We start from the raw sequence: 26172 nt of genomic DNA on the forward strand, positions 1-26172 counted from the left end.
GCTTTTGACGTTCTTCTTCACTTAACTTCACTTTGTATCGTTTTGCTGGCATAGCTTTTTCCTTAGCTCTTTCCTATGCCTTTATTTTACCCGTCAATTATCCTTTGACTGTCTACTAGGATCTGTCCAAGTCAAAGTAGAATCCGTCTTTGGATCGATAGTAGGGCGATCCCAATATTATCGAGACGGGCTTAGCCCGCCTCGATAATATTGGGGGTTTAATTGTTTTTTAGACACTGAAAACCGATAATTTACCAATATGGCTAAATATATAGACTTCTGGCAAACTTATCGCGATCGCCTTGCTGCACAAATGGGCGTGGATGAGCAACGCAAAACTGAGGTGTATCTAGAAATTTCGCAAGCCGCGACTTTAAGAGATACAACCTATTGGTTGCAAATCATTTTTGCGGCGGGCATCGCGACCTTAGGTTTGGTGCTAAATAGCCCTGCGGTAATTATTGGAGCGATGTTAATTTCCCCTTTGATGGGACCAATTCTTTCGCTGGGATTGGCTTTGGCGGCTGGGGATTTTATTTTGTTGGCAAGGGCGATCGCGAATCTTGCTTTGAGTTGTTCTGTAGCAATTAGTTTTGCAGTATTGCTAATTTTCGCATTGCCCTTTAAGGAAGCAACTAATGAAATTTTGGCAAGGACAACTCCGAATACGTTGGACTTAGGAGTGGCTCTGTTTTCGGGCGCGATCGGCGCGATCGCCATTTGCCGTCCTATAAAAGGTGTAGTAACTTCCATCCCAGGCGTATCGATTGCTGTGGCTCTGATGCCACCATTGTGTGTAGTCGGTTTTGGCGTTGGTGTTGCTTTTAGTCTGAATTGGAGTGAGGGTTTCCAAATTGCTAGAGGTGGCGGACTACTATTCTTGACTAACTTAGTGGCGATTTCCTTTGCCTCATTGCTAGTCTTTCTGATGCTGCACATTGATACGGAAACGGTGCGTGAAAGAGTAAAACTGTGGGAATCTGCTGATCGCGAAAGTCTTGCTGTGCAAAATTTCTTAGGTCGTTATGTTTTCTTAAAGCGATTGCGTCCCATTGGAAGCTTACCAGGGAGATTGTTAGTAGTATTATTGACGGTTCTAGCTCTTTTAGTTCCTCTCAGTAGTGCCTTTGGCAGATTAGGCGAAGAGGTCACCCAAAAACAACAACAAAACGCTCTGCGCCGTAATGCGACTAATATTTGGCAGTCGAGATTTAGTAATGAGAACAATGGTCAACCACGCTCTTCGATTGAGCGGATCTCGATTACAGAACAAAATCAGTTCGTGACGCTGCGACTAAATGTATTTACTAGCAAGCTTTATTCGGCAACTGAGAAGGAAGAGTATGTTCAAGAATTAGCCCAAAAACTTGGAAAAAACCCTCAACAAATTCAATTTATTCTCACTGAGATTCCCACTGCTTCCAATGAGATCTTGGCTAAGAAGGAAGAAGTTGCTTTACCTGTGGCGGTTCAACCACCTAGTCTAAGTGAATTGCAGTTTAATCTCTTGCAAGATCTTGATGCGACGATCGCCAATTTATCATTACCACCAAATGCACAATTACTCGACTATGCCATGACTACGGGCAGATCTCAGTCAGTATTATTAGCAATTACCTATCTGAGCGATCGCCCAATTAGTGTAGATGCCCAAGCCTTAGTAATTCAAGATGTGAAGACAAGGATCGGCATAGCTGAGGCAAAAGTAAATTTAGAATATATCAATACTAGTGGTGGGGAAATTATTTTTGAAGAGAATAGAACATCATTACCTACCGATGCCAGTACTAAACTCGATCAAGTTGGGAATTTACTGCAACTTTATCCTAATCTCAAGTTATTGATGTCAGTCAGTTTACGGAATCTAGAGAGTAATGCGTTAAGAAGAGTGCGGACTCAAGCGATCGCCTCGTATTTAGAATCTAAATGGCAAATTCCCAATGATCGCTTAGATATTACTCAAAATCTCAATATCACAGATTCCGAATCCCCCAATTTACAACAGGATGGGAAAGTGTTATTTCAGTTTACGGTCAAGCCAAAAGAGGGATAATAAATCGGCTATGCTACGTTTTGCTTAGCATAGCTGATTTATTATTTGAATTATCATGCGTATTGTATTTTTTGGAACTCCCGATTTTGCTGTTCCTACCTTAGAAAAATTATTATCCGAGCCAGACTTTGAAGTGGTGGGCGTGGTATCGCAACCCGACACAAGGCGTGGACGCGGCAACCAAGTCAGTCCACCGCCAGTAAAAGCTGCCGCGATCGCAAGAAATCCCGACCTCAAAATTTGGCAACCTGAACGCCTCAAAAAGGATAAAACTATACTCGCGGAACTGGAATCACTTGAAGCCGATGTATTTGTAGTTGTAGCTTACGGTCAAATCCTATCCAAAAAAATCCTGAATATGCCAAAGTATGGCTGCATTAACGTGCATGGTTCATTGCTGCCAAAATATCGGGGTGCGGCTCCAATCCAATGGGCAATCGCTAATGGTGAAAGTATTACAGGCATTACGACCATGCAAATGGATGCAGGCATTGATACGGGCGCGATGTTACTCAAAGCAGAATTAGAAATCTTGCCTGAAGACAATACCGATACTTTAAGCGGGAAATTAGCTAATTTAGGTGCAGATTTATTAGTTGATACTCTGCGTCAATTGACCACGATTACACCTGAGCCTCAAGACGATACTTTATCCTGCTATTCACCAATGATTGGGCGTGAGGATTGGGAACTTGACTGGAAGTTGGAGGCGATCGCATTGCATAATCGGATTCGTGCTTTCTATCCCAATTGCTATACAGATTTTCGTGGGCAAAGGTTGAAAGTTACGAAGACAGAACTTATTTCAGAAGGTATTTCAGAAAGTAGCAATCTTGAAGATGTGGGGAAAATAGACCAGATTCTTAAAGGTAAGGGATTTGTAGTGCAAACTGGGAAGGGTTTGTTGTTAGTTAAAGAAGTGCAACCAGCAGGTAAGAAATTACAATCAGGTTGGGATTTTGTGAATGGTATGAGAATAGCGATCGGTGAGTCTTTGTCATAAAATAAGCGGCGCAAAGCGCCGCCTATTTTATATTATGGTTTTTTAACTGGAGTGTCGCTAGGTGTTTGTGCAGGATTGGTGAATGGAGCCTTTTGGGGAGGAAGAGCAGCCAGACGTTTTACTTCATCTTTAAATTCAGCAGGAGCAAGCTCTAACCCTTTATCAAAAAGTTTCTTAGCTTCATCTTCCTTACCTTGAACTTGTCTTAATTGAGCCTTGCCAACATAGGGACGAAAATCCTTGGCATTTTCTTTGATCATTTGCTCGTAAGTAGCGATCGAGTCATCAATCCGATTTTGTTGACGATACACTTCTCCAAGAATCCAACGTATCGAACCAGTATCCACTGTATTTGCTTGGACTTTGTTAGCGGTTTCCGCAGTCTTGAGCGTATCTTGGAGAATTCCGATCGCTGCTTCAGGGCGTTTGTCGTTTAGCTCAATACTAACTAGACTTTGGATTGCGGGGATATATCCTGGTTTAGTAGTTAAAATCTTGCGGTACTCTGCTGATGCATTTTTAGGATCTTTGAGTTCGATGTAAGTACGTGCCAAGGTCATCCGATATTCGGGCTGATCGGGAAAAGTATCAGCAAGGGTTTGCAAAGGTTCGATGGTTTCTTTAACTTTGCCAAGTTGATTTCTAAGATTTACAAGACCAATTAGCGCAGTTTGATTTTTAGGATCGCTTTTTAGCACAGCCTCAAACCCCTCGATCTGAATTTTGATCCGCTCTTGCTCTGATGTATTTTGGTTGGGGTTAGTAGCCGCTTGCTGAGCAGGTGGGGCAAATAAACCACCAAGCAGTGGGGCGATCGATACACCCAAAAACGAGAGCGTAACTACGATTAAGACCCCATTAATAATCCATTGCCTTGCTGTACGTTGTGTCACGATATTTACCCTAAATCAAATACATCATAGTCTACCCCAACTGTAACTAGAGCCAGTCTTGTTAAGACATAAAACCAAAACTCAAAATGGCTAAGCCATTTTGAGTTTTGAAAACCCATTACTTCTTTTACAAGACCACATCACAAAATAAAATTAACCCTATCGCAAAGCAAGTTTTGCTTAGGACATAAAACCCAAGAATCGAGTGGCGGCGCTTTGCGCCGCCACTCGATTCTTGGGTTTTGGTTTGTACTAGCTAACTCTTTTTTTGCTATATAGCAGTCCTAAATCATTTGTAAATTTTTGGGGTTTGTGGAAGCGCCCCCCGAAGGGGGACGCTTCCACAAACCATTTAGGATTGCTATATCTGTTTGAAGATGAGTCTAAAACTAGAATTGTTCAGTTGTGAGAGTGCGCCCCGAAAGGACGCATTCTCACAACCCATTTAGGGTTGCCATACATAAGTATTTACTGAGTGAAAATTATTTACTCAGTACTGTTTCATTTAATCCAAGGTGTCGGAATCGAACCGACATATCAACGATTATGAGTCTATGACTAGTTAGGCTGAAAGTATTTGCTAGACTGGATTAGAAATTTTTATATCTCTTATGATAGTCATTTGATAGTCAAACTGCTATATATCTGTTTTTATTTGTGGCTTAGTGCTTCTTTTATTTTGGTTTGTGTTTCTTCGATGATTGTAACGATCTTTTTAAGTTGAGACTCACTTAGTACACCTTCACTAGCTAAGGTTTCCACTGCCTGCCCGATCGCCATAGGTCTTGGGAAAAACATCTCAAGGACTTTTACAGGGCATCTCCTGTATGTTGTCTTTACAGTTTCGACTTCATCGATCTCGAAAAGTTGTAAGCCTTCATTGCCTTTAAATCGAAACTTTTTGATTATCTGCGAAGATCGCTCTATTTCTTCTTTGCCATGCCCTTCTAAATATTCAAGCAAAACCTTTTGAGCCAAGCTTTGCATAAATTCTGGTTGCGATCGCTGGTAGTCTTGCCGAGCTTGATTTACGCTGTCTAAAAAGTCTGGTTTTGTTTTTAGCCAATCATAGAAACTAGCTTTACTAATGAGTTTTGGCGATTTATAGACGCATTCGAGCCTGCCATCGGCACGAATGCGATCGCAGATCTCTTGAACTAACTCTGATGTGTATTTGCTTTTTGCACCTGTCATACTTCTAAGAAATCATGCTTAAAGCTATTTCTAGGCTGAAATATCTAAAATAGCGAATTAAATACTTAGAGCTAGTCCAGTAATCACCAGTAATTATTTGGATCTGCGGTTAATCAAAGTCATAATGATTTCTCGATCATGGATCGAATGGTTTTAGTGATGGTTATGCTAGAGCCTAGTCAAGCTAATGTCGGTAAGTTATAGGGTTAAATATGGGGCAACTCGAACATATTGAGGCAATTGAAAAGCGCCTGTGGGGTGCTGCTGACACGTTGCGGTCTAACTCCAACTATGCCAGTAATGAATATTTCATGCCTGTTATGGGGTTGATCTTCCTGCGTCATGCCTATAGTCGTTATTTGGCGGTTAAGGATGAGATTATTGCTAACTTGCCGAAACGGGGCGGTAAGGTGCGCGAACTCAAGAAAGAGGATTTTTCACAGAGGAGTGCGATCTTTTTAAGACCAGAGGCGCAGTTTGATTATTTAGTAGCGCTAGGGGACGATCGTGATCGCGCTAAGGCTGTCATAGAGGCGATGGAGTCGATTGAGTCGGACTACACCACGTTGAAGGGGGAACTACCGAAGCAAGAATATCAAGAACTAGATAATGAGGTTTTGGGGCAGTTGCTCAGATCGCTGAATCCAGAGGAGTTAAAACAGGTTAAGGGGGATGTCTTTGGGCGAATTTATGAATATTTTTTGACGCAGTTTGCGGATCTGAAAGCCCATGATAATGGCGAGTTTTTTACGCCTGTTTCTTTGGTTTCGTTGATTGCCAATGTTTTAGAACCCGATCGCGGTATTTTGCTCGACCCTGCCTGTGGTTCTGGGGGGATGTTTGTACAAAGCGCTCATTTTGTGGAGGATCGACAGGGCAACCCGCACTCATTAACCTTTAAGGGTTTGGAGAAAAATCCGACGACGATTCGGCTAGCCAAGATGAATTTGGCGGTGCATGGGTTGGAGGGGGATATGCAAAAGGCGATTACTTACTATGAAGATCCCCATGAGTTGTTGGGTAAGGCTAATTTTGTGATGGCAAATCCGCCTTTTAATGTGGATGAGGTGGATGAGGAGAAGGTCAAAAACGATCCGCGTTTGTTGTTTGGTTTGCCGAGTGTCAACAAAAACAAGAAGATTTCTAATGGCAACTATCTTTGGATTACCTATTTTTATAGCTATTTGACCGATCGCGGCAGAGCAGGATTTGTCATGTCGTCTCAGGCTTCGAGTGCGGGTGGAACTGAGGCAACGGTACGTCAAAAGCTGATCGGCACGGGTGATGTAGAAATGATGGTCGCGATTCGCTCGAATTTCTTCTATACGCGCACTGTGCCTTGTGAGTTGTGGTTTTTTAATCGGGCAAAGTTGCCACAACATAAAGATCATGTGCTGATGTTGGATGCGCGGAATATCTACCGTAAAGTTACGCGCAAAATTTATGATTTTAGTCCTGAGCAGTTACAAAATCTTTTGGCGATCGTGTGGCTATATCGGGGACAGGAAGACAAGTTTCTCGATCTGGTGCGTGATTATCTCGATCGCACGTTAAGCGCTGTCAATGGTTGTTTTGAGTCGGTTGATGGTTATACGAAGGCGATCGCTTTATTTCGAGACAAGATGACTCCTTTTGTAAAGGGAATTTCTGAGGTGAGCAAAGGTGAAGTCGCACCGATGCAAGAGTTTGAGGAGAGTTTGACAACTTTAATCAAGGATGTGGAGGTATTTCGGGGGGATGGCGATCGCGAGTTGGCGTTATGGCAAAAGCAAGCAGCTATGACTAATGCCGATCTAAATCAAGCGATAATTCGTCTTGCTCCTCTTGCGGAAACTAGCCGTGATTTTGTGAAGCAAGCGGATCTCGTTTATAAGTTGGGCTGTCGGGTGATGGACTGGTGCGAAAAGGAACAGGCGGCGAAGGATAGCGATCGCTGGTCGAGTCGAGATGTCACGAAGGAACGCAAGGCGGCGGATTTGGCACGACAGGAGGCGGTGGAGCAGTTAAAGCTGGTGCGCTATTTTCATAAACAGGCGGTGTGGCTGACAGAACGTTTTCCTGATGGCAAGTATCGGGATGTGCAGGGTTTGGTGAAGCTGGTCGATCACGCTGAGTTGGCGGCGAATGATTGGAGTTTAACCCCTGGGCGTTATGTGGGTGTTGCTCCTGAGGAGGTGGATGAGGATTTTGATTTTGAGGAGACTTTGCGGGATATTCACATTGAGCTTGAGGGTTTGAATGCTGAGGCGGTGGATCTGGCGGCGGCGATCGCGCAAAATTTTAAGGAGTTGGGCATATGAAATGGGTAGATAAGGATCTGGGAGATATAGTCACTTTTATGTCTGGTGGTACGCCCAGCAAACAAAAAGATGAATATTGGGGAGGTGATATTGCTTGGGTAAGTGCCAAAGATCTCAAAGGTCAAAGGATTTATGACTCAGGATTACATATAACTGAAGCTGGTGCTGCTAATGGAACTCGTTTAGTTCCAGAAAATACCATTCTTTTCGTTGTTCGTGGAATGTCTTTAGAAAGTGAATTTAGAATTTCTTTAACCAAAATTCCAGTCACTTTTAATCAAGATCTCAAGGCTTTATGTCCCTCTGAAAATATAGATCCTGTATTTCTCTTTTACTCTCTCTATACAAGGCGCGATCATATTAGGCAGTTAGCAAGCGAGGCATCTCACGGCACAAAAAAACTTCCTACAGAAGTTATTAAATCAATTAAATTACAAATTCCTGATATTAATACCCAAAAGAAAGTAGCCTCAATTGCTTCTGCTTATGATGACCTTATCGAAAATAATCGGCGGCGTATTCAGTTGCTTGAGCGATCGCTACATCTGCTCTATAAGGAATGGTTTGTCCATCTCCGCTTCCCCAGTCACGAACACAGCAAAATTGTAGATGGTATCCCTGAAGGATGGGAGAACAAGAAAATAACAGAATTATCAGTAGTTATTGATGGGACTCATGACAGTCCAAAGCCTACTGATAACGGATATTACATGGTTACTGGAAGACATATAATAAACGGATTTATTGACTTTTCTAAATGCTATTTTATATCTGAAGAAGATCATCGACAGGTCATGCAAAGAAGTAAACCAGAGAAAGGAGATATTATTTTCTCTAATATTGGGACTCTAGGATCTACTGTTTTGGTCGATCAAGATTTTGAATTTAGCATCAAAAACTTAGCCTTATTCAAACCTCATAAAAAGATTTATTCTAATTATTTGTATGGCTTCTTCTCTGATCCAAGAAGAATAGAAGACTTAAATAATCAGTCATCGGGGACATCCCAAAAATTCTTTAGCCTCAAGTTTCTAAGAAGCTTATCAATTCTTACTCCACCACTACCAATTCTTGAATATTTTGATGATTTAGCTCAATCAATTTTGAAACAACGTTCCTTACTCCACTACGAAAATATAAAACTACAACAAGCCCGTGATCTTCTTCTGCCTAAACTAATGAGTGGAGCGATCAGCGTATGAATCCATCACCATACTCAACAGAAACACAATTTTTAGAAAAGAAATCCCTAAAAGTTGTCACAGGCAAAAGTGCAGACTGGGGCGAACTTGCAAAAGACTGTGTTTGCTTAGCCAATGCCAAAGGCGGCATCATTGCGATCGGCATTGAAGACGACAGCGCCGAACCACCCGCCGATCAAAAAATATCCGTCGAGTTGCGCGAAAAAATCCAAAAACGCATCGGTGAACTCACCGTAAACGTTGCGATCGCGCCCCAACTACACACCGCCACAAACGGCGGCGAATATATACGGCTGACCGTCGCCCGATCCAACAGCATCGCCTCAACCAGCGATGGACATTACTACATCCGTATAGCAGACACCTGCAAGCCCCTACTCGGTGATGATGTCTCACGACTACTCAACGAACGCGCCGCCACACCTTGGGAAACCCTCACCAATCTAGAAGTCCCACGCGATCGCATAGATACCACCAAAACTCAAAAATTTTGCCAAGATATCCGCAACTCCGATCGCGTCAAACCATCCGTCAAAGAAAAAACCGATGCCGAACTGCTCGACCATTACTTCCTGACACAAGGCGAATGGCTGACTAACTTAGGCATTTTATGTATCGGACAAAGAAGCGATCGCGCCCGTCTCGGCACAGCACCCGTCATCCAATTTCTCAAATACGACGAACAAGAACGCAAAGTAAACAAACTAGTATGGGATGACTTCTCCCTATCACCCCTAGAACTCGTTCCCACCGTCTGGCAAGAAATCCCCGACTTTCGCGAACGCTATGAACTACCCGACGGCTTATTTCGCCAAACCCTCCCCCTCTACGATGAAACCGTCGTGCGCGAACTACTGGTAAATGCCCTTGTCCACCGTCCCTACACCCAACGCGGCGATATTTTTATTAACCTCTTTCGCGATCGCCTCGAAATCGTCAATGCAGGGACATTACCTCTAGGCGTAACGCCTCAAAACATACTGCACACAACCGTTAGACGGAATGAACACCTCGCAAGGGTATTTCACGACCTCAAGTTTATGGAGCGTGAAGGCAGTGGCTTTGACAAAATCTATGAGGTCTTACTATCTCAAGGGCGATCGCTACCCGAAATTAGCGAAGGTGAAGCACTCGATCGCGTCCAAGTCACCATCTATCGCCAAATCCTAAAACAAGATGTAATCGACTTCATCGCCCAAATCGACGACGCTCAGTATCAATTATCCCAACGCGAACGCATTACCCTTTGCTTACTAGCACAGCATGAATCTCTAAGCGCCCGTGAACTGGGGCAATTACTGACATTACCCGAAGACAAGCAAGCGATCGCCCCTTGGTTAGGCAAACTATTAACCAACTATGAATTAGTCAAACAAAGCGGCAAAGGTCAAGCAACTCGTTACTACATCGACCCCGAACTATTGCGATCGACCCAACTAAGAATCAAAACCACATTACAAAGAATCGAACCCCATCGCCTAGAAGCCTTAATTCTGGAAGACTTGCGCCACTATCCCCAATCAAGCATCAGCGAAATTCAAAACCGTACTGCTCCAGAATTACCTCTTAGCCGATTCAAGCGTACTCTCAAGCATTTAACCAATAACCAATCAGTGAAAGCCGAAGGCGAAAAACGCTGGCGGCGATACTCTATCGATCAAAATCATTAGCCTATCGAACAAGGCGATCGATAGACTGATCGATCGCCAATAAGTATTTTTAAGTAAAATCCTTATGCAGTATGCTTTCACGACATTTACTGCACAATAATCTATCGATCATCATGGATAAATTGCGATCGATAGAAATTTTGACAATCGAGCAGTGTCTTGATCTAAAACCTTTATTTGATAATGGTTTAGGTGTGATTACTATGCAAAAGTCTATCGATCGCAAGTGATTAAACTTGATCGATATCGCTCGATGACTAGAGTCAAACACGATCGCCGCGATCACCTTAAACAGCAAAAATCTCTTGCGGCGTTAACTACAACTCAGGAAACAGTTATCAGCCTTTCCTTAAAATTGCTAAACTTTTAACTAGAGAATAATAAAGAATTGCAGAGCTAAATATAGCTTAGCCGAACCATCCCACAGCGATCGCCATACCATGACCAAATACAACGAAGACACCCTCGTACAGCAAACCACAGCCGAATATCTGCACGACGAGCTTGGGTGGGATGTTGTCTATGCTTATAACAACGAAACCTTTGGCAAAAATGGCACACTTGGCAGAGAGAGCGATCGCGAAGTCATCCTCACCCGTTACCTAGCCACCAAACTCACAGAATTTAACCCCAATCTCCCCGAAACTGCCTACCAAGACGCAATCAGGCAAATAGTCGAAACCAGCACCGCCCAAACTCTGCTCGCCACAAATCGCGACAAATACAACCTCCTCAAAGATGGCGTACAGGTTACTTTTACTAATGCCAAGGGCGATCGGGAAAAACGCCGCCTCAAAATCTTTGACTTTGAGAATCCCACTAACAACCATTTTCTAGCCGTCCGCGAACTCTGGGTCAAAGGCGATCTCTATCATTGCCGTGCTGACATTGTTGGTTTTGTAAATGGCATTCCATTACTTTTTATGGAATTAAAAAATGTTGATAAACATATTCGCGCCGCCTACGAACAAAACTTCTCAGCATACAAAGATCAAATCCCACATTTATTTCACCACAACGCTTTCATCGTTTTAGCAAATGGCATTGATGCGCGAATCGGTTCTTTATCCAGTCGCTTTGAGCATTTTCACGAATGGAAACGCTTAGAAGAAGAAGAAAAAGGCTCTGTCGATATGGAAACCCTACTCAAAGGGATCTGCACCAAAACCAACTTTCTCGACCTCTTCGAGAACTTTATCCTCTTTGACGACTCCTCTGGTAAAACCATCAAAATTGTTGCTCAAAACCATCAATATCTCGGTGTCAACAAAGCCGTTCAATCAGTACGCGATCGCCAAGACAGACAAGGCAAACTTGGCGTATTCTGGCATACCCAAGGCTCAGGCAAAAGCTACTCAATGGTATTCTTCACCCGCAAGATTCACCGCAAATTAGGCGCAAACTTTACCTTTGTGATCTGTAGCGATCGCGATGATCTCGATTCACAAATCTACAAAACCTTCGCAGGATGTGGTGTCGTCAATAACGACAAAGATCCCTGTCGTTCTAGCGGTGGTAAGCATCTTCAACAATTACTCAGCCTGCAAAAAAGCCATGTGTTCACCCTCATTCAAAAGTTTAATCAACAAGTCGATCAAGCCTATTCCCTTAGAGACGACATCATCGTCATTTCCGATGAAGCACATCGTACTCAATATGGTTTGCTGTCTCTAAATATGCGAAATGCTTTACCCAAAGCAAGCTATATCGGGTTTACAGGTACGCCCCTTTTCTCTGACGATGACATTACCCGTCGTGTGTTTGGCGGATATATTTCCACCTATGATTTCCAACGCGCCGTTGATGACAAAGCCACTGTTCCCCTTTACTACGACACTCGCGGCGAAAAGCTCAAGGTCGAAACCACAGACTTGAATGAACGCATTGCCCAAAAAGTCGAAGAATTAGAGATAGATAACGTTGATGTTGAGCAAAAGCTACAAAAAGCTCTCAAACGCGATTATCACATCATCACTGCGGAAAAACGCCTAGACCAGATCGCCCGTGATTTTGTACAGCACTATGCCACAGCTTGGGAATCTGGCAAATCCATGTTCATCTGCATAGACAAAATCACCTGTATCCGAATGCACCAACTGATTGATAAATACTGGCAGCAGTATATCCTCCAGTTAGAAAAAAATCTGAAGTCTGCACTTAGCGATCAAGATGAGAATTATCAAAGGCGACAGATTGCATGGATGAAAGAAACCCAGAGCGCTGTCATCATCAGCGAAGAACAAGGCGAAATCGAAAAATTCCGTAAATGGGGTTTGGATATCTTGCCCTATCGCAAATTGATCAAAGACGGGTTTGAGTTAGCCGATGGTCAACGCCTCGATGTGGAATCCGCTTTTAAAAACGCCGAGCATCCCTTCCGTGTCGCCATTGTCTGTGCAATGTGGCTCACAGGTTTTGATGTCCCTAGCCTCTCGACCCTCTATCTCGACAAACCCTTAAAAGCCCATACCCTTATGCAAGCGATCGCTAGGGCAAATCGTGTCTACGAAAGCAAAACCAACGGCTTAATTGTGGACTATTGCGGCATCCTCAAAAATCTTCGTGCTGCTCTCAAAGACTATGTAAAGGGACAAGACAAAAACGAAGATATCGACCCCACTAAGCCAGAGTCAGAACTACTAGAAAATCTCGCTGAATCCATTGATGCAGTAAAAGTATTTTTAAGCGATCGCCATGCTTCCCTTGACCACATTATCGACAAGACAGGATTTGCTAAAAATGCAGCGATCGCCACAGCCAAAGAAGCAGCCAACGAAAACGATCAAACCCGCAAACGTATAGAAATAATGTGTCGAGATGTCTTGAATAAATTTAAAGCTTGTATCAATAGCCAAGGTGTCAACGCTTATCGCAAATACTATGGCGCGATCAATATCCTCTATAAAAGCCTCGAATCAGATCGCGATCGTGTAGACATTACCGATATTCTGCGCCAACTTCAGCCCATTATTAATGATGCGATTAGCGTTCAATTTAATGAAGAGTCCAATCCCAATACAATCTTTGATATCAGTGGTATTGATTTTGATCGCCTCCGTGCCGAGTTTGTGCGTAGTTCCACCAAAAACACTACTATCCAGAATCTAAAGCAATCCATTGAAAACCGACTCAATCGATTACTAAATCAAAATCCCCTGCGTACCGACTTTCAAAAGCATTACGAAGAGATCGTTACCGCCTATAACAGTGAAAAAGATCGAGTCGCGATCGAAGTCACTTTTGCCGCTTTGCTTGATTTTACGCAAACCCTTGATGCCGAACAAACCCGTGCCATACGTGAAGGTCTAGATGAGGAATCCTTAGCGATCTATGATTTGCTCTTCAAGCCCGATCTCAGTCCCAACGAAATTAAGCGCATTAAGCAAATCTCGGTTGAATTGCTAGCAACGCTCAAAGCGCAAGATCTCCAAGTCGATCGCTGGTGCGACAAAGAATCAACCCGCGATCGCGTCAAAAATAAGATTCATGACTTTCTCTACAGTGATGATTCAGGGTTGCCCGTAGACACTTACACCGAGGATGATGTCAATGATAAAGCGATCGCTGTATTTCGCCATGTATTTCGAGCCTATCCCAAGCTACCATCGCCAATATATGCCTATGCAGCTTAAAGTTTATGCTCTTTAAAATTTCTGTTTGTCAATCAGCTAAAATCACCATCAAAAAAATATTTTCTTGATAAAGCCAAGTACTTGTGACAGAGGATCTCGACTCCTTTCCCTTTCTCTCCTGCGTCTATCTTCTTCGCGCTTTTGCTTTTCTTTTTCGTCTGCTTTTTTCTTTTTTTCTTGCTCATTACGCTTCTGCTCTTCAGCTTTTCTTTTTAGTTCTTGCTCAATACGTTTCTGCTCTTTGGCTTTCTTCTTTTTTTCTTGCTCAATGAGTTCAGCATCTAAAATTTCATTAACTTGGCTTAGTTCTACTCTTGCAGGTAATAGTAAAGGATTAAGATAGAGAGCTTCTTCGTAGCATGAGGCAGCATCTACATACATTTTCTGAAGGTTATATATTCTCGCCATGCCATACCAGATCTCAGGAGAATAGGGATTGGTTTTGCAAGCTTCTGAGTAGCAGGTAAAAATATTTTCATGGTCAGAAAATTGACAATATGCAGAATCTAAAATATGCCAAATATATCCTTTAGTATCTAAATCAGTAGCTTTCTGTAAATCCTTCAAAGCTTCTTCATAGCGCTCCAGTTTGAATAAAGCAAATCCCTTATCAAGCAATGCTATAACATTATCTGGTTGAATCTTTAAAGCTTTATTGTAGATTGTAATAGCTTGTCTATAATCCTCAATTGCCATCATATCTTTAGCCTGAGTACATAAATCATCAGCCTTTTCTTCGTCACTACTGACCAGTGATTTAAAAGAGCTACGATGTCTAATTAACTCAAAGCTTGAATCAGTAAGTGCCTTTGCTAGATATTTATCTGGGGATAAGGTGATCGCCTCTTTTAAATGCTCTACAGCTTTTTGTACTTTGTTTTGCAATGCGTAGCAACAAGCTAGTTCATAGAGAGCTTCTACATGGTCTGGCTGGAGCTTTAAAAATTTACCAAAACTTATAGTTGCCTTGTCATATTCACCATATATCATTCTCTCCTGAGCCTGTTTATACAATTCATAGGCTTTCTCTTCATCATTACTGACAAGTGCTTTAAAAGATGGAGAGTCCCGAATCAGATCAAAGTCTGAATCACTACGGGCTTGATTTATATAGACTTCTGGAGAAGCAGCGATCGCTATCTTTAAGTATTCAACTGATCTTTTCACCCTGCATTGTAAAGCGTAGCAGCAAGCAATTTCATAAGGCATATCAAAATCATTGCCACAAAGTCGAAATGCCTCTATATGACTGTTAATTGCATCGTTATATCTATCTAAACTTCTTAAGATTAATCCTCTGTTATACCAAGATTGATATTGTTTAGGATTCAATCTAAGAGCTTCGTTGACAGCAAAAAATGCTTCTTCATATTTTTGACTTTTATTTAATTTAGATGCTTGATCATTAAATTTGTTAGCTTGCCTTATCTTATATCTACTTGATTTTTTATCTTTTTGTAGCTTGTCTAATAATTTGTCTCTAATAGAGCGTACATAAAGTACATAACTGCTATCAAAATCAGATATGGAAATAGAAGTATTATATGAAGATAAAGCTTCTTGATACCTACCTAACTCCTCTAGAGTTTCTCCTTTATCCTTCCAAGCAACCAAATAATCAGGGTTTATTTCTATTGCCTTGTCATAAGAATAAATCGCTTCTTCCTTTTCATCTAAGTGGTATAATGCTTGTCCCTTCCAAGTCCAAGCAAAATAGTCGTTAGGCTTAATCTCTAAAGCTATATTAAAGCAATTAATAGCTTCATCATATTCACTCAGAAAATAAAATACAACCCCTTTTCGATACCATACAGCCTGCATACTGGGTTCGATCTCTAAGACTTTATCATACGACTTAATTGCTTCTTCTTGTTGTGAAAAATCTCCTTGATATTCACTTAACAAATCTCCTCTGTCATACCAAGCTAAATAGTTGTCAGGGTTGAGATTTAAAGAATTATCATAAGAAATCAGCGCATCATCATAATAGCCTAATTCAACAAGAGCTTTGCCTTGACTGTGCCATACTTCATAGTCATCATTAATAACTCTTAAAACTTTTTTATAACATCTTAGAGCTAATTCATATTTTTCTTGACTCATCATATAGTCACCAATAACTATATAATGGTATGCTGTCATTAGTTGATTAGTATCAATAAATTTGCTTTCATTTGTATTGCCTTTAAAAGCTTGTGTAACTTTCTTTATAACTTTAAAAATAGTAAGGTTTATTTCTTCGGCTATTTCAAAAGTCAACAAGTACAAACGATTTAACAAATCATGACTATCACGCTCATCTTGAAATAGATATTCTTGATAGTTTACTGAGTTACCTTGCCTATTATTCCATTGCCAGATTTGCTGAATAGGATCGATATAAATCAACAAATGCTCATAGGTGTATTCTGTAATAATTTCATTGATTTTACAGCGAGTCGAGATTTTTGGCATTTCATTTAAATCAATATCTCGGCATTCGTATATGACAAATCCATACTTTTCTGCTAGCGGTTTGACGTGGTAATTTTGATTCTCAATCGTCAACTCAATTTCATTATTACTGGGATAGTCCCATCCCAGTTCATCGACAAATAATGATGTAAAATCGAAGTCGTATAGGTAATTAAGCATACTTACTCACCAATACCTAAAGAACAGATAAGCTGCGGTTCTTGCTGTTCCACTTCTTCTTTAGTTAAACACAACTTATTCCCATCTCTATATAACTCAAGTACAACATCAACTAAGCGGCGATCGCTAGTTAGCTTACTATTGAGCATAGAGTTTAGCCGCCTTTTCGCAGCTTCTCGTAGTGGGTTATGGTAAATTTCATCGATCGCCCTCTGTAATTCCACCACCTCAAACTCATCCAGTTCCGTTTCAAGATTTTGCAGATATCCTTTGATGCGCTCGTAAGTGCGTAACCTAGCACCTTTAGCTCCTCCTAACTGTCCTCCAGAATTTTGTTCCTCTTCAATGACTATTTGTGCTGCTTTTTTCACTAATTCATGATGATCGGGATGATCTAGAAGTGCCTCCGTATTAGCATCACAAGCAATAGATCGAAAAATATTCGTCTGTGAATGATCTATTAATGCTCCCTCATAATTGACCTTTACTAAAGTATTAGTGTTTTCACCAGTTTGGATGAGCGCAACAATACCTATATTTCTACCGCTATCAGTCTCTAGACTTGAATAAGCACAATTAGGTAGCTCTTTGATCTTCCTTCGTAAAGATGGATTGTTTTCAGTTGCATTTTTCCACACTTGATAAGCCTCGGAAGTTAGATCAACATCATTAACTTCTTCTTCATCAAAAATGCCAGATTTTTCATGGTACAGATTTTCTAAAATTTCTCTATCTTCCTGTTCTTCTTCCAAAAGTACTTCATCTTCAAAGAAATTCTCGTCTGTCCCAATAACATTTCTATTTTCTTGCAATCTTTTTCGTAGCCGCCCACGTAAATTGATAATCTGTTCTACGCCATCTGCTGGTAAGAATGAATAGCACAAAACCTTGTCTGACTCTTGACCAATGCGATCGACCCGTCCTGCCCTCTGAATTAGCCGAACAATTGCCCAAGGCAGATCGTAATTAACAACAATTCTGCAATCTTGTAAGTTCTGACCCTCGCTTAATATGTCGGTACTGACTAGAATCCTTAATTCTGAAGTAACAGTTTTATTATTGCTTTTTGGACTAAACTGCCAAGCTAAATCCGTAGGATCGGCAGTATCCCCAGTCACAGCCGCACTTCTGACTAATCCTTTAGCCTGAATTTGCTTAATTAAAAAATTAACAGTATCAGCAAATTGAGAAAATATCAGGACTTTTTCAGTGCGATGTTTAACAGTAAGTAAGCGAAGCAGTTGCGCCAATTTTCGATCATCGGCTTCTCGCCAAACTGGGCATAAATTGAGAATCTTCTCTAACTCTTCAACATCTTCACGTAGATCGGTTGCTAATCTTGAATCAAATAGATCTGAGCGTATCCATTTAAATTTATTAGCAAATCTTGTTCTGTACTGCTGATAAATCCTAGCGCTAAGATTTCTATAGTTGAGATCATTGATCAAATTTTCGCCAATCTCTAGATCAGAATCTTCAATACTGGTATTCATACTTGCTGCATCCTGAGATCCTAATGGGATTTCAAGATTGTTGTCTAGCACGTATAAGAACACATTGTTACGGTGAATATGTCGCTTTATGGACAAAATAAAAGCTTCGCCAGAACTTTCTAAACGCTTAAAGAGATTAGTTCGACAAAACCCCTTTAAGCGTTTACCTGCTCTGGATAAGTCCTTGATAATTTCCTCTTCATCTGCATTTGGAGGAGGATTAGGAGAATCAGATATGTAATTGGCTAAACCATAGCGAGGCAAATTCAAACTGTTAATTATCTCTACAACTTGATCGGAATAAAGTCTTGCATAGGGGTCAGTTGTTGGTCTGCCAATCTCGAAAGTGCAGGTTTTAGGAATGCGCTCAGGAAAGTAAACCCGCCTACCCTCTGACATCAAATAGGCTCGCCCATCTCTATCTATTTCTGCATAGTTCTCCTTAATAAACTTGCGGGTGCGGCGCACCATATAAAGACGCATAAGCTCTTGCCAGTCCCTTGGGCTATTGCTTTTACTAAAAGCCTCAAAGGATGTCACAGCACACTGATGCTTTTTCATAAACTCAATCTCGCCGCCTATTTCCTTAAGCAATTGCTCTGGACGTATACCAACAAGATGATCTTCAGGAATAAATAAGCCTAATTGTGCTGATAGATCTACAAAAGACTTGTTATAGGGAGTCGCTGATAGCAACATACACTTACTATCAGTTTCTAGGATAAACTTTCTTAGAGCCTTATACCTTCTACCTTTGGGGTTACGAAGGTTCTGACTCTCATCAATAAGTACTAGACGGAAACGAGGGGGAATCTCTTGTAGTGACTCTTCATTTACTTTACTCAAGGTCAAGATTTTTGCTGTCAACCCATAGTCATCAATATAGCTTTGCCACATTTTTTCTAACTTGGGTGGACAAATGATCAAGGTGCTAATTCCTACATCATGCTGAAACATCCGAATTAACACCGCACCAATACGAGTTTTTCCCAGCCCGACTACATCCCCAACTAAAACACCTCTGCGCTTTTGGATATATTGTGCAGCAATCTGAACAGCAGATTTTTGAAAATCAAACAGCCTATCCTTTAGGTCATAGGGAATACGAAACTCAGATATACCTGCGATCGCATCTTGAGAAAGTTGATAGGCGACTTTTAGGTAAATGTGATACGGAGAAATAGGCTCTGTTCTAGCCCAACTTGCCTCAATGATTTTTAAAATATCCTCAGATAGATCTACACACCAACGATCATTCCAGCGTTCTTGAAATTGGCGATCGTATTTCTCGAAAGCGATCGCCTCAAAGTTGTCCGACTCATCTTCGACCATCCCCAAAAAACTTAAATTGTTACCGAGAAATCCCCCAAGCGCCTTATATTCACTTTTCAGTAGGTAAAAGTTATAACGGATCGGCGCAGGTAGATAAAGCTTGACTGCCAAACGTTTCGATTTAAGTTGCAAGCCTAGTTGATACAAGCTCTTTTCATCATCAATACTTGGTACACCTAACGTTAGCTGATGTCTAAAGCTATCAAGAACTTGCTCTTTAAGTGTATGAGCCGTGCGATTATCTAAACGGCGATCATTCACCTTGATCGCATACAAAAAACGTAATTCATCCTCTGGCGAAAGACTTTTGCCAACCAGCAAATTACAAGGCGCAGCAAAGTTTTTATTTAAACAAACAAGCCAATCACTGACATTTTTCCAGCCACGTAAATTTAGCTGAGTTAGGCAAAAATCCGCACTAATAGCTGATTTAAACAGTCTTTCTGCATTTCCCAACGCATTCACCCCACAATGATATTTTAAAGATATCACTTTTCTTTCCTATCGAGTGCGATCTCAAAATCATCTTAAAAAGTCTTAAAATATTTAGCTATTACAACTAGAACTAACATATTGCTCTCTGTAAATTTTTTAGCTCAACTCTCTGACTAAATGAAATGTTGTCCTCTTTGCATATATCAAAGTAGTCATCATGTATCCCTTTAATGACCCACACACCTTTTTTTAAGGCTGGTGTTATAAATGCATCCATCCATACAACGCGATCGCCTATTTGGAACTTCTCCGTTTTAGGGAGAGTTGAGACACTTAGAGGTATTGAAGAGATGGCTATATCCCTCGCCAAATAATGATTAGGGATAGATGTAGACAGTTGAAGAGGTATATCTTCTACATACTTCAATTGACTGTCTATCTGTCCTTGTTCAATTTCTTTTTGATTTTTATGTTCAAACTGTCCCCAACTATCCCTATTTGTCTCTATATCAAGGTTTGAACTGTCTCGACTACTATCCCCTAACTGTCTCTTAACTATCCCCAAATGTGAAGGAACATCAAAGGTGGACATTCTAGGGATTTCGTAGTAGTAGCATCCCCCAGTCTTGTTGCTGCGTTTACAGCCAAGTATCTGGACAATACTCGCAAATTTAACGTTGCTTTTGGGGCGATGTTGGTTGTAGTTACTCCAATCTCGATAACTCTGATAGAAGTCTTTAGCCTTGATAGATACTTTCCCATTAGGAAAAACCTCAACCAAAAATCTAAACTCAGGATTATTCGCTTCAAAGCGCTCAATGCTCATTGCGGCGATCGCGCTAATCTCCCCAGCCGTCATTATCCGACGTTTCATCTCTTCATGAGAGATCGAGTAGCACCAAGCAAATATTCCTGATAGTTCACGCTCAAGCTTTTGAGATAAGTTAGTATCGACGGACTCAGGCTGATGATTGAATGGAATAACCGTAAGTCTTCTGTCTAGTCCCTCCGATCCATCTGGCACACTAATAATAGAGTTGTATGCTCTTACTACCAATACCCCAAGCCTAACCGTACAAGTATCTTTATAGAGCTTTTTGACCTCTACAGGTTCATTGCTAACAACCTTGTTATACGTCCCTATATTGCTCAAGAAACCTGATGCATCATAATCAACAGCAAGATCCTTATCTAGCAGTTGCCCTAACCCCAAAGCATTTTTAAAAGTTTCCATACTAGCAGAGCCAACATTGTTAGAGCCAACTAGTTTAGTTAAAACATCTAGAGTAGTTCCTTTGCCAGTTCCCTTTTGCCCAAAGAAATCAAATGACTTCTCGATCTCTGCCTTCCTATCTTTGCATCTTGGTAAGACAGCATAGCGAAATATAGCTTGGATTAGATTTACGCGATCAATATCTCTCTCCATAGCTTCATAAATAAAGTTCTGCCAATTTGGACATTGAGCCTTAAGGTCAAACTTATAAGGGCGTAGCTGTGTAATGCGATCAACTGGATTGTGAGAAGTTTTAAATGTGTCTGATACTGCGTCGAAAGTACCATTGATAAACGAGATTTTGCCAAATGGACTCCAGAGATTATCTTTAACCATCAAACGCGACTTTAACTGTCTAACTACAGATGTAATAATTCCAGAGCTACGTTTTTTCCAGTTTTGAGCATCCATAAATCGCATCAAAGTTTCTTCAAACTCTTCCTGCGTCGATAATTTCCAATGAGTCCCTTGCCACTCATACCAACCGATCGGAGGTCTATAAGCCCATGCATCTTTAAGGACAGTAAAAGCCATAACTGCCTGCATATGAGGTTCAGGTTCGGAGAGAGTAAGAGAATGCGTTGTTTTTTCTCCCGCTTCAGAGTCTTTTTGTTTATTGACTTTATAAGGAGTGGGATAAGCCTCTTTTGCCAATAGTTTTAGTGCATCGATTCCATGCCTAACTACAAAATCATCTAGTCCATTCTTAGACCCATCAATTTCATTAGGTAACAGAACTAGATAAGGACTAGCGCCTTGTTGGGTGAGTGTATAAGCTCTTTTAGCTAAAGCGATTTGAACAGGGATTTTCTCAATAATGTCCGAATCGAAACATTGGTAAACTTTGCGATTTTTATAGTCAACTACATCAAGTTCAGGTAACTGGCGAGATGTTTGTAATTTTTTGTCTCCATTGCGATCGCAACTATCAACCCATCCGTCAACCCCACCGAAGGCGATCACTGCTAAATCATTAGCACAGCCACAATCTCCCTTCTTTTCTCCTTCAGTTTCCCATAGAGCTATCTTTGTAGATTTAGTTGCCTTTACCCAATCAGGATATAGCCTTGAAAAATAGGGACGGCAACCTTCTTCCTTTGGACTTAGATACTTAGGACTATCATCAGTCTTGCGATCCCCCCAATCAGGTTTAATTCGGTAAAATCGCTGACCATCTTTTTTCAAATAAGGCTTACCTAAATGATCGCAGTAATTTAGGATTAGTCCTGAAATAGCACATCCTACAAGTTCTTTAGCCGTATCCTGATCAGCAGAGAAATGTCCAGCTATATCCATTTGTCTTGGAGTTAGACCAGAGCTTGTTAGATCGGCTTCGTGTTTTGGAATCAGCATTATGCTTTCCTCCTGCCTTGATTAGAAGGAAGCGATCGCACATAGAAATCAATGGCTTTTTGATGATGCTCAGGCTGACTACGATTTGCTAGCCAATCCAAAATTAAAGACAGGTTATACAGCACACAGCGAGAGTTCACCCTTTGCCAGTGAATCCCCTCAATCCAAGCCCCCTGTAAGCGATATTTCTTAAATGTGGAGTTTGATAGTCCTGTTGCTTTACACAGAGACTTCTTTGTACAAAATTGGGTATCCATAGACTTTTTTAATCTATTTACAGATACCCATTTTTCAGACAAACCTCATAGAGGTCTATAAGACAGAACAAAAACAGCAAATGTAACAAATTCTTTACAATTTTACGCCAAACCCTTTAGGGATTTTGATGCGTTTTCCCGTAGTAAATATTTCACCACTTGGCATGAGATATCTAGACTGAATACTAGGATTTTTCTCTACTAGACTATTAAAACTAGACAACTTTCTTAGATAAGGCTCCCAGTAGTCCCTTCTAAAACGCTTATTTTGCTCAGCCAGACGATAAGCCCATGTGTTAATTAAATGATAAACATCATGTTTAAAATCAAACTCTGCGGCTGGACTTTCTCTAAATTTGACTTTGTTGGGTTTAATACTGGGGTCTTTTCTTTGATGCGCTAATGTCTTATTTGATAGCGAATATTTTGAGATTGATTTAGATTGATAACGAAGCTTATCAGTTTTACTAGATATTTGGGGTACACCATCTGGGATACCCCTACTTCTCAAATCATCCAGACATGATGATGATTGTAAAAATAACCATAGCCATAAGTGATCAAATTCACATATAGGGAATATATCTCTACAGCTTTCTGAATATAGGCTTAGTTGAAGGCAGATATTCTTTTGCTCAATTGATATCTTTGCCTTTTCCTTGGATAGGCTTTTATCAAGATCGCTTATAGTGTTTCTATCAATAAACAAGTAATGAGCTATCCATTTAGCTTCGTCTCTATACGCCAAATTTATAGACTCTAATAATTCTTTCTCTGCTTTAGACGATGGGATATACCAAGAATAATAGTTTTGCAGTAGCGAATAAGGCATCTGACTGATGAAATCTAAAGCAGCTTTTAGATTGATTGGTGGTGGAATCTCAGGATATATCAACATGGTAAATAAACTAGCTATAACTCTGGTACAACAAGGCTACGCAAATGAGCAGCATAGTGACGGTAAATAATCTCTGGAGAGTTGCCAACCCACTTAGCTACATCTTTAACTTCGATATGAGCATCAAGGCACAACGTAATAAATGAGTGTCTTGTCTGATAGGGTTTGCGATACTCAATCCCACAACTTTCTAAAACTTTGCGCCAAGCCACATTTGCAAAGTTGTTAACCCGAATAAATCCGCCTTCCTTTGCAGAGAAAACAAAGTCGTTAGGTTTTGCCCCTTCCGACTTGTGGGCAATCAAAATTTCTCGCAGTTGATTGTTAATTGGAAAATCGCGTTTTTCTTGCGTCTTCAATCCATCTTTGACTGTAGGCTGATAGCCTTCACCAAAAACAACAGCCTGTCTAAACTTAACGACACTGTTATCAAAATCAATGTGCTTCCATTGCAGTCCGATCGCTTCACTAGGTCTGCAACCTGTAAAAAAGCAAAACTGGACATAGGCTGTGTAATAGCGATAGTGCGGATGCTTTGCAAAAGCCTCAATGATTAGATCTCTTTCCTCTCTATTAAATGGAGAAATTTCGTTATCTTCACCACGCTGATTTTTAGGCAACTTGATTTCAGATGCCATATCTAAAAATGGGTTTTCAGTGATTAGTCCTGATTTCATGCCCCATTTACAACAAGCATTAAGTTGCACAATCAAGCGCTTAGCTGCGTTAGGCGGCTTATTAGCGACGATCCAATCTCGAATCAGTATAGAGTCTCTTAAATTTTGTGATGGTAGCAGCGCGATCGCACGGGTAAATCCTGCGTATTGATTGCCAATAGTACTAGGAGAGGCGATCGGCTTTTTAAACTCCATATACTTATCCCACAATGCCCCAAGACTTAGAGTCGTTTGACTATCCTTGATAGTCAAAGGTTTTAAATGAGTGGGGCGATACTTGTCTAATGTATAGTCAAATCTCTCAAGAACAATATCAGACTCGATCTCGTGAGCCTTCGCCTCTGCAATTTTACGATTAATCTTAGTATCGGCAAGTCCAAGAGCCAAGTACTTCTGCTTGCCCTCAAACACCTGTCTTGGCAATCTTAGCCTTAGTCGTTCCCGAAATGACTCAACAGTAACTGTACCCCAGCTTTGACGGTTTTTAGGTGTGTACATAATCTTGACTATCAACTCGTTTGCTTATGACTATCATAGCAAATCTGATAGTCATTTGATAGTCAAAAACAAGCTAATTGTGTCTAAAAGTGTCCAACCGTGTAAGTGTTTACACGGTGTAATTTAGTCGTAGTAGGCTGCTTGCCCTATCCAAGGTGTCGGAATCGAACCGACATATCAACGATTATGAGTCGTTTGCTTTACCAGTCAGCCAACCTTGGGGGATATTGTGATTATAGACGTAAGTATTATATGCTATCAGGCAAGCTACCTTGCAGGTTGCCTAATAGCAATTATTAGCTAAACAAGTTTGTGATGGCAACACCCCAACCCCAAAAGCGTCTCCGCAAGAAAAAAAAGCCACCTAAAAAATTTAGACTAAGTTATAGTCTGGTGCTGCTATTTGCCATGATTGTTGTCGGTTCTGTCGCTGGGCTAGTAGCCTATAGCTTTGGTAAACAAGCACTGGAAGGCGTTAACCCTTCACCTGCGGGGATAAAATTACCTAAGGCAAGTCCAGCCTCCAAGCCCAAAGAGCCTCCAAAAGCTTCTCCTCAAAGTCAAACCGATGGAAAAACTTCTTTCTTCTTGGATGAGGCGGAGATTATTGCGGAAATGCAAGCCCGATCGCAGCAAGAGCTAGGGGGACTGACAAGACCAGCTTTTGTAGCTAAGGCAAATATTAGCGATCGCAAAAGGATATACAACAGAGTTGACCGAGCCTACAATTCCATGCGTGATCCTCTAGCCGTTTCTGAGGATGCTGATGCGCGGATCGCAGCAAGAATTGCCGCTTTACGTCAGAGGGTTTATACCAGCAGTCGCAGCACCTATGACAATTTTGATCGCCCTGTTGCGAATAATGCCAACAGTCCATCTCCATCTTTATTGTCTACACCAGTCGAACTAACACCTATCCGCAACCGCTGGGAAGATCGGGACGCAGCGTTAGTAAGCAATCCTAGACAAGTTACTGTCGAGATTATCGAGATTTTGCCACAGCCATCGGGAAGCTTGTTTATTCCCAACCAACTAACTCCTAGCACAGTGGAACTCAATCGACGCTGACATCGGCTTGCTGCACTTTTCGATCAAAACCAAATAAATAAAGGCGGCGCAAAGCGCCGCCTTTATTTATTTCTATAAAAGAAATGACTTGCAAAGAAAGCCTTTTGTTTTAGATAAATCTTGATTGACGGTTAGAGCGAAATGAAAATCTCTGGGGAGAAAGATTATTAGTCGCGATCGCCTGTCTCGCTAGTTCGGCGCGTTCGCGGGATTTAGTCATGGCGCTTGTGCCACCAAAGGTTTCGCGCAAGGTTAAGTAATTTTGAATAATTAGGGCTTCATTGTCGATAGAACTTTGAGCCACTTG

17 protein-coding genes and 1 tRNA gene are annotated in these 26172 nt (G+C 41.1%); 8 read left to right on the forward strand and 10 right to left on the reverse strand.

The genetic code is table 11. The features are described from left to right. Window positions 1-259 precede the first annotated feature (259 nt). Entirely contained in the window at window positions 260-2053 is a 1794-nt protein-coding gene (locus tag B9G53_RS07060; RefSeq protein ID WP_094530608.1) for a DUF389 domain-containing protein, read from the forward strand. A gap of 55 nt (window positions 2054-2108) precedes the next feature. Then, window positions 2109-3056, forward strand: coding sequence for a methionyl-tRNA formyltransferase (fmt, locus tag B9G53_RS07065; RefSeq protein ID WP_094530610.1), 948 nt, complete (start codon window positions 2109-2111; stop codon window positions 3054-3056). Window positions 3057-3088: 32 nt separating this feature from the next. Here fmt and B9G53_RS07070 read toward each other — a convergent pair whose 3' ends face one another. Both B9G53_RS07070 and B9G53_RS07075 read right to left on the reverse strand, forming a co-directional pair. Continuing rightward, window positions 3089-3949 carry a lipopolysaccharide assembly protein LapB gene (locus tag B9G53_RS07070; RefSeq protein WP_094530612.1) on the reverse strand — a complete coding sequence of 287 codons (861 nt, stop codon included), beginning with the start codon at window positions 3947-3949 and terminating at the stop codon, window positions 3089-3091. 651 nt (window positions 3950-4600) lie between these two features. Next, window positions 4601-5143 carry a hypothetical protein gene (locus tag B9G53_RS07075; RefSeq protein ID WP_094530614.1) on the reverse strand — a complete coding sequence of 181 codons (543 nt, stop codon included), beginning with the start codon at window positions 5141-5143 and terminating at the stop codon, window positions 4601-4603. A gap of 212 nt (window positions 5144-5355) precedes the next feature. On the opposite strand from B9G53_RS07075, the gene B9G53_RS07080 reads away from it, so the two are divergent. From B9G53_RS07080 to B9G53_RS07095, 5 genes are all read left to right on the forward strand, one after another. After that, window positions 5356-7443, forward strand: coding sequence for an N-6 DNA methylase (locus B9G53_RS07080; protein ID WP_094530616.1), 2088 nt, complete (start codon window positions 5356-5358; stop codon window positions 7441-7443). Further along, window positions 7440-8645, forward strand: coding sequence for a restriction endonuclease subunit S (locus B9G53_RS07085; RefSeq protein WP_094530618.1), 1206 nt, complete (start codon window positions 7440-7442; stop codon window positions 8643-8645). Before B9G53_RS07080 ends, B9G53_RS07085 begins: the two co-directional genes overlap by 4 nt. Next, a complete protein-coding gene (locus tag B9G53_RS07090) occupies window positions 8642-10315 on the forward strand; it encodes an ATP-binding protein (protein ID WP_094530620.1) in 1674 nt (557 codons plus the stop codon). The genes B9G53_RS07085 and B9G53_RS07090 overlap by 4 nt, the downstream gene beginning before the upstream one ends. 71 nt (window positions 10316-10386) lie before the next feature. After that, window positions 10387-10545 carry a hypothetical protein gene (locus tag B9G53_RS27255; protein ID WP_176453135.1) on the forward strand — a complete coding sequence of 53 codons (159 nt, stop codon included), beginning with the start codon at window positions 10387-10389 and terminating at the stop codon, window positions 10543-10545. Between the two features lie 210 nt (window positions 10546-10755). Continuing rightward, window positions 10756-13947: a type I restriction endonuclease subunit R gene (locus tag B9G53_RS07095; protein ID WP_094530622.1), complete on the forward strand. Its 3192-nt coding sequence runs from the start codon at window positions 10756-10758 to the stop codon at window positions 13945-13947. Window positions 13948-13995: 48 nt separating this feature from the next. On the opposite strand, the gene B9G53_RS07100 is transcribed toward B9G53_RS07095, so the two are convergent. The 7 genes from B9G53_RS07100 to B9G53_RS07130 form a co-directional block, all read right to left on the reverse strand. Next, a complete protein-coding gene (locus B9G53_RS07100; RefSeq protein WP_094530624.1) occupies window positions 13996-16581 on the reverse strand; it encodes a tetratricopeptide repeat protein in 2586 nt (861 codons plus the stop codon). 2 nt (window positions 16582-16583) lie between these two features. Next, window positions 16584-19898, reverse strand: a complete 3315-nt coding sequence (locus B9G53_RS28420; RefSeq protein ID WP_141211728.1) for a DEAD/DEAH box helicase — start codon at window positions 19896-19898, stop codon at window positions 16584-16586. Window positions 19899-19971: 73 nt separating this feature from the next. Beyond that, on the reverse strand, window positions 19972-22467 hold the full coding sequence (locus B9G53_RS07110; RefSeq protein ID WP_094530628.1) for a phage/plasmid primase, P4 family: 2496 nt from the start codon (window positions 22465-22467) through the stop codon (window positions 19972-19974). Next, a complete protein-coding gene (locus B9G53_RS07115) occupies window positions 22467-22724 on the reverse strand; it encodes an AlpA family transcriptional regulator (protein WP_094530630.1) in 258 nt (85 codons plus the stop codon). Before B9G53_RS07115 ends, B9G53_RS07110 begins: the two co-directional genes overlap by 1 nt. 94 nt (window positions 22725-22818) lie before the next feature. After that, window positions 22819-23622 (reverse strand): hypothetical protein, encoded by an 804-nt coding sequence (locus B9G53_RS07120; RefSeq protein WP_094530632.1) that lies wholly within the window; start codon window positions 23620-23622, stop codon window positions 22819-22821. A 14-nt stretch (window positions 23623-23636) separates the two neighbouring features. Beyond that, window positions 23637-24797 (reverse strand): site-specific integrase, encoded by a 1161-nt coding sequence (locus B9G53_RS07125; protein ID WP_094530634.1) that lies wholly within the window; start codon window positions 24795-24797, stop codon window positions 23637-23639. 149 nt (window positions 24798-24946) lie between these two features. Beyond that, window positions 24947-25018: transfer RNA gene (locus B9G53_RS07130), tRNA-Ile, on the reverse strand. Between the two features lie 94 nt (window positions 25019-25112). Between B9G53_RS07130 and B9G53_RS07135 the strand changes: the two genes are divergently transcribed. Continuing rightward, window positions 25113-25865, forward strand: a complete 753-nt coding sequence (locus B9G53_RS07135) for a hypothetical protein (protein ID WP_094530637.1) — start codon at window positions 25113-25115, stop codon at window positions 25863-25865. A 109-nt stretch (window positions 25866-25974) separates the two neighbouring features. Here the strand turns inward: B9G53_RS07135 and B9G53_RS27260 are convergent. Next, on the reverse strand, window positions 25975-26172 hold a 198-nt coding region (locus B9G53_RS27260), incomplete at its 5' end, for a hypothetical protein (RefSeq protein ID WP_176453136.1).

It is taken from the genome of Pseudanabaena sp. SR411 (genome assembly GCF_002251945.1).
GTDB lineage: Bacteria > Cyanobacteriota > Cyanobacteriia > Pseudanabaenales > Pseudanabaenaceae > Pseudanabaena.

Bases quoted from the DNA above. Each gene is read 5' to 3' on its own strand.
- B9G53_RS07060 (WP_094530608.1), top strand. From the start codon at position 260: ATGGCTAAATATATAGACTTCTGGCAAACTTATCGCGATCGCCTTGCT.
- fmt (WP_094530610.1), top strand. From the start codon at position 2,109: ATGCGTATTGTATTTTTTGGAACTCCCGATTTTGCTGTTCCTACCTTA.
- B9G53_RS07075 (WP_094530614.1), bottom strand. From the start codon at position 5,143: ATGACAGGTGCAAAAAGCAAATACACATCAGAGTTAGTTCAAGAGATC.
- B9G53_RS07080 (WP_094530616.1), top strand. From the start codon at position 5,356: ATGGGGCAACTCGAACATATTGAGGCAATTGAAAAGCGCCTGTGGGGT.
- B9G53_RS07085 (WP_094530618.1), top strand. From the start codon at position 7,440: ATGAAATGGGTAGATAAGGATCTGGGAGATATAGTCACTTTTATGTCT.
- B9G53_RS07090 (WP_094530620.1), top strand. From the start codon at position 8,642: ATGAATCCATCACCATACTCAACAGAAACACAATTTTTAGAAAAGAAA.
- B9G53_RS27255 (WP_176453135.1), top strand. From the start codon at position 10,387: ATGCTTTCACGACATTTACTGCACAATAATCTATCGATCATCATGGAT.
- B9G53_RS07095 (WP_094530622.1), top strand. From the start codon at position 10,756: ATGACCAAATACAACGAAGACACCCTCGTACAGCAAACCACAGCCGAA.
- B9G53_RS07100 (WP_094530624.1), bottom strand. From the start codon at position 16,581: ATGCTTAATTACCTATACGACTTCGATTTTACATCATTATTTGTCGAT.
- B9G53_RS07110 (WP_094530628.1), bottom strand. From the start codon at position 22,467: ATGCTGATTCCAAAACACGAAGCCGATCTAACAAGCTCTGGTCTAACT.
- B9G53_RS07115 (WP_094530630.1), bottom strand. From the start codon at position 22,724: ATGGATACCCAATTTTGTACAAAGAAGTCTCTGTGTAAAGCAACAGGA.
- B9G53_RS07120 (WP_094530632.1), bottom strand. From the start codon at position 23,622: ATGTTGATATATCCTGAGATTCCACCACCAATCAATCTAAAAGCTGCT.
- B9G53_RS07125 (WP_094530634.1), bottom strand. From the start codon at position 24,797: ATGTACACACCTAAAAACCGTCAAAGCTGGGGTACAGTTACTGTTGAG.
- B9G53_RS07135 (WP_094530637.1), top strand. From the start codon at position 25,113: ATGGCAACACCCCAACCCCAAAAGCGTCTCCGCAAGAAAAAAAAGCCA.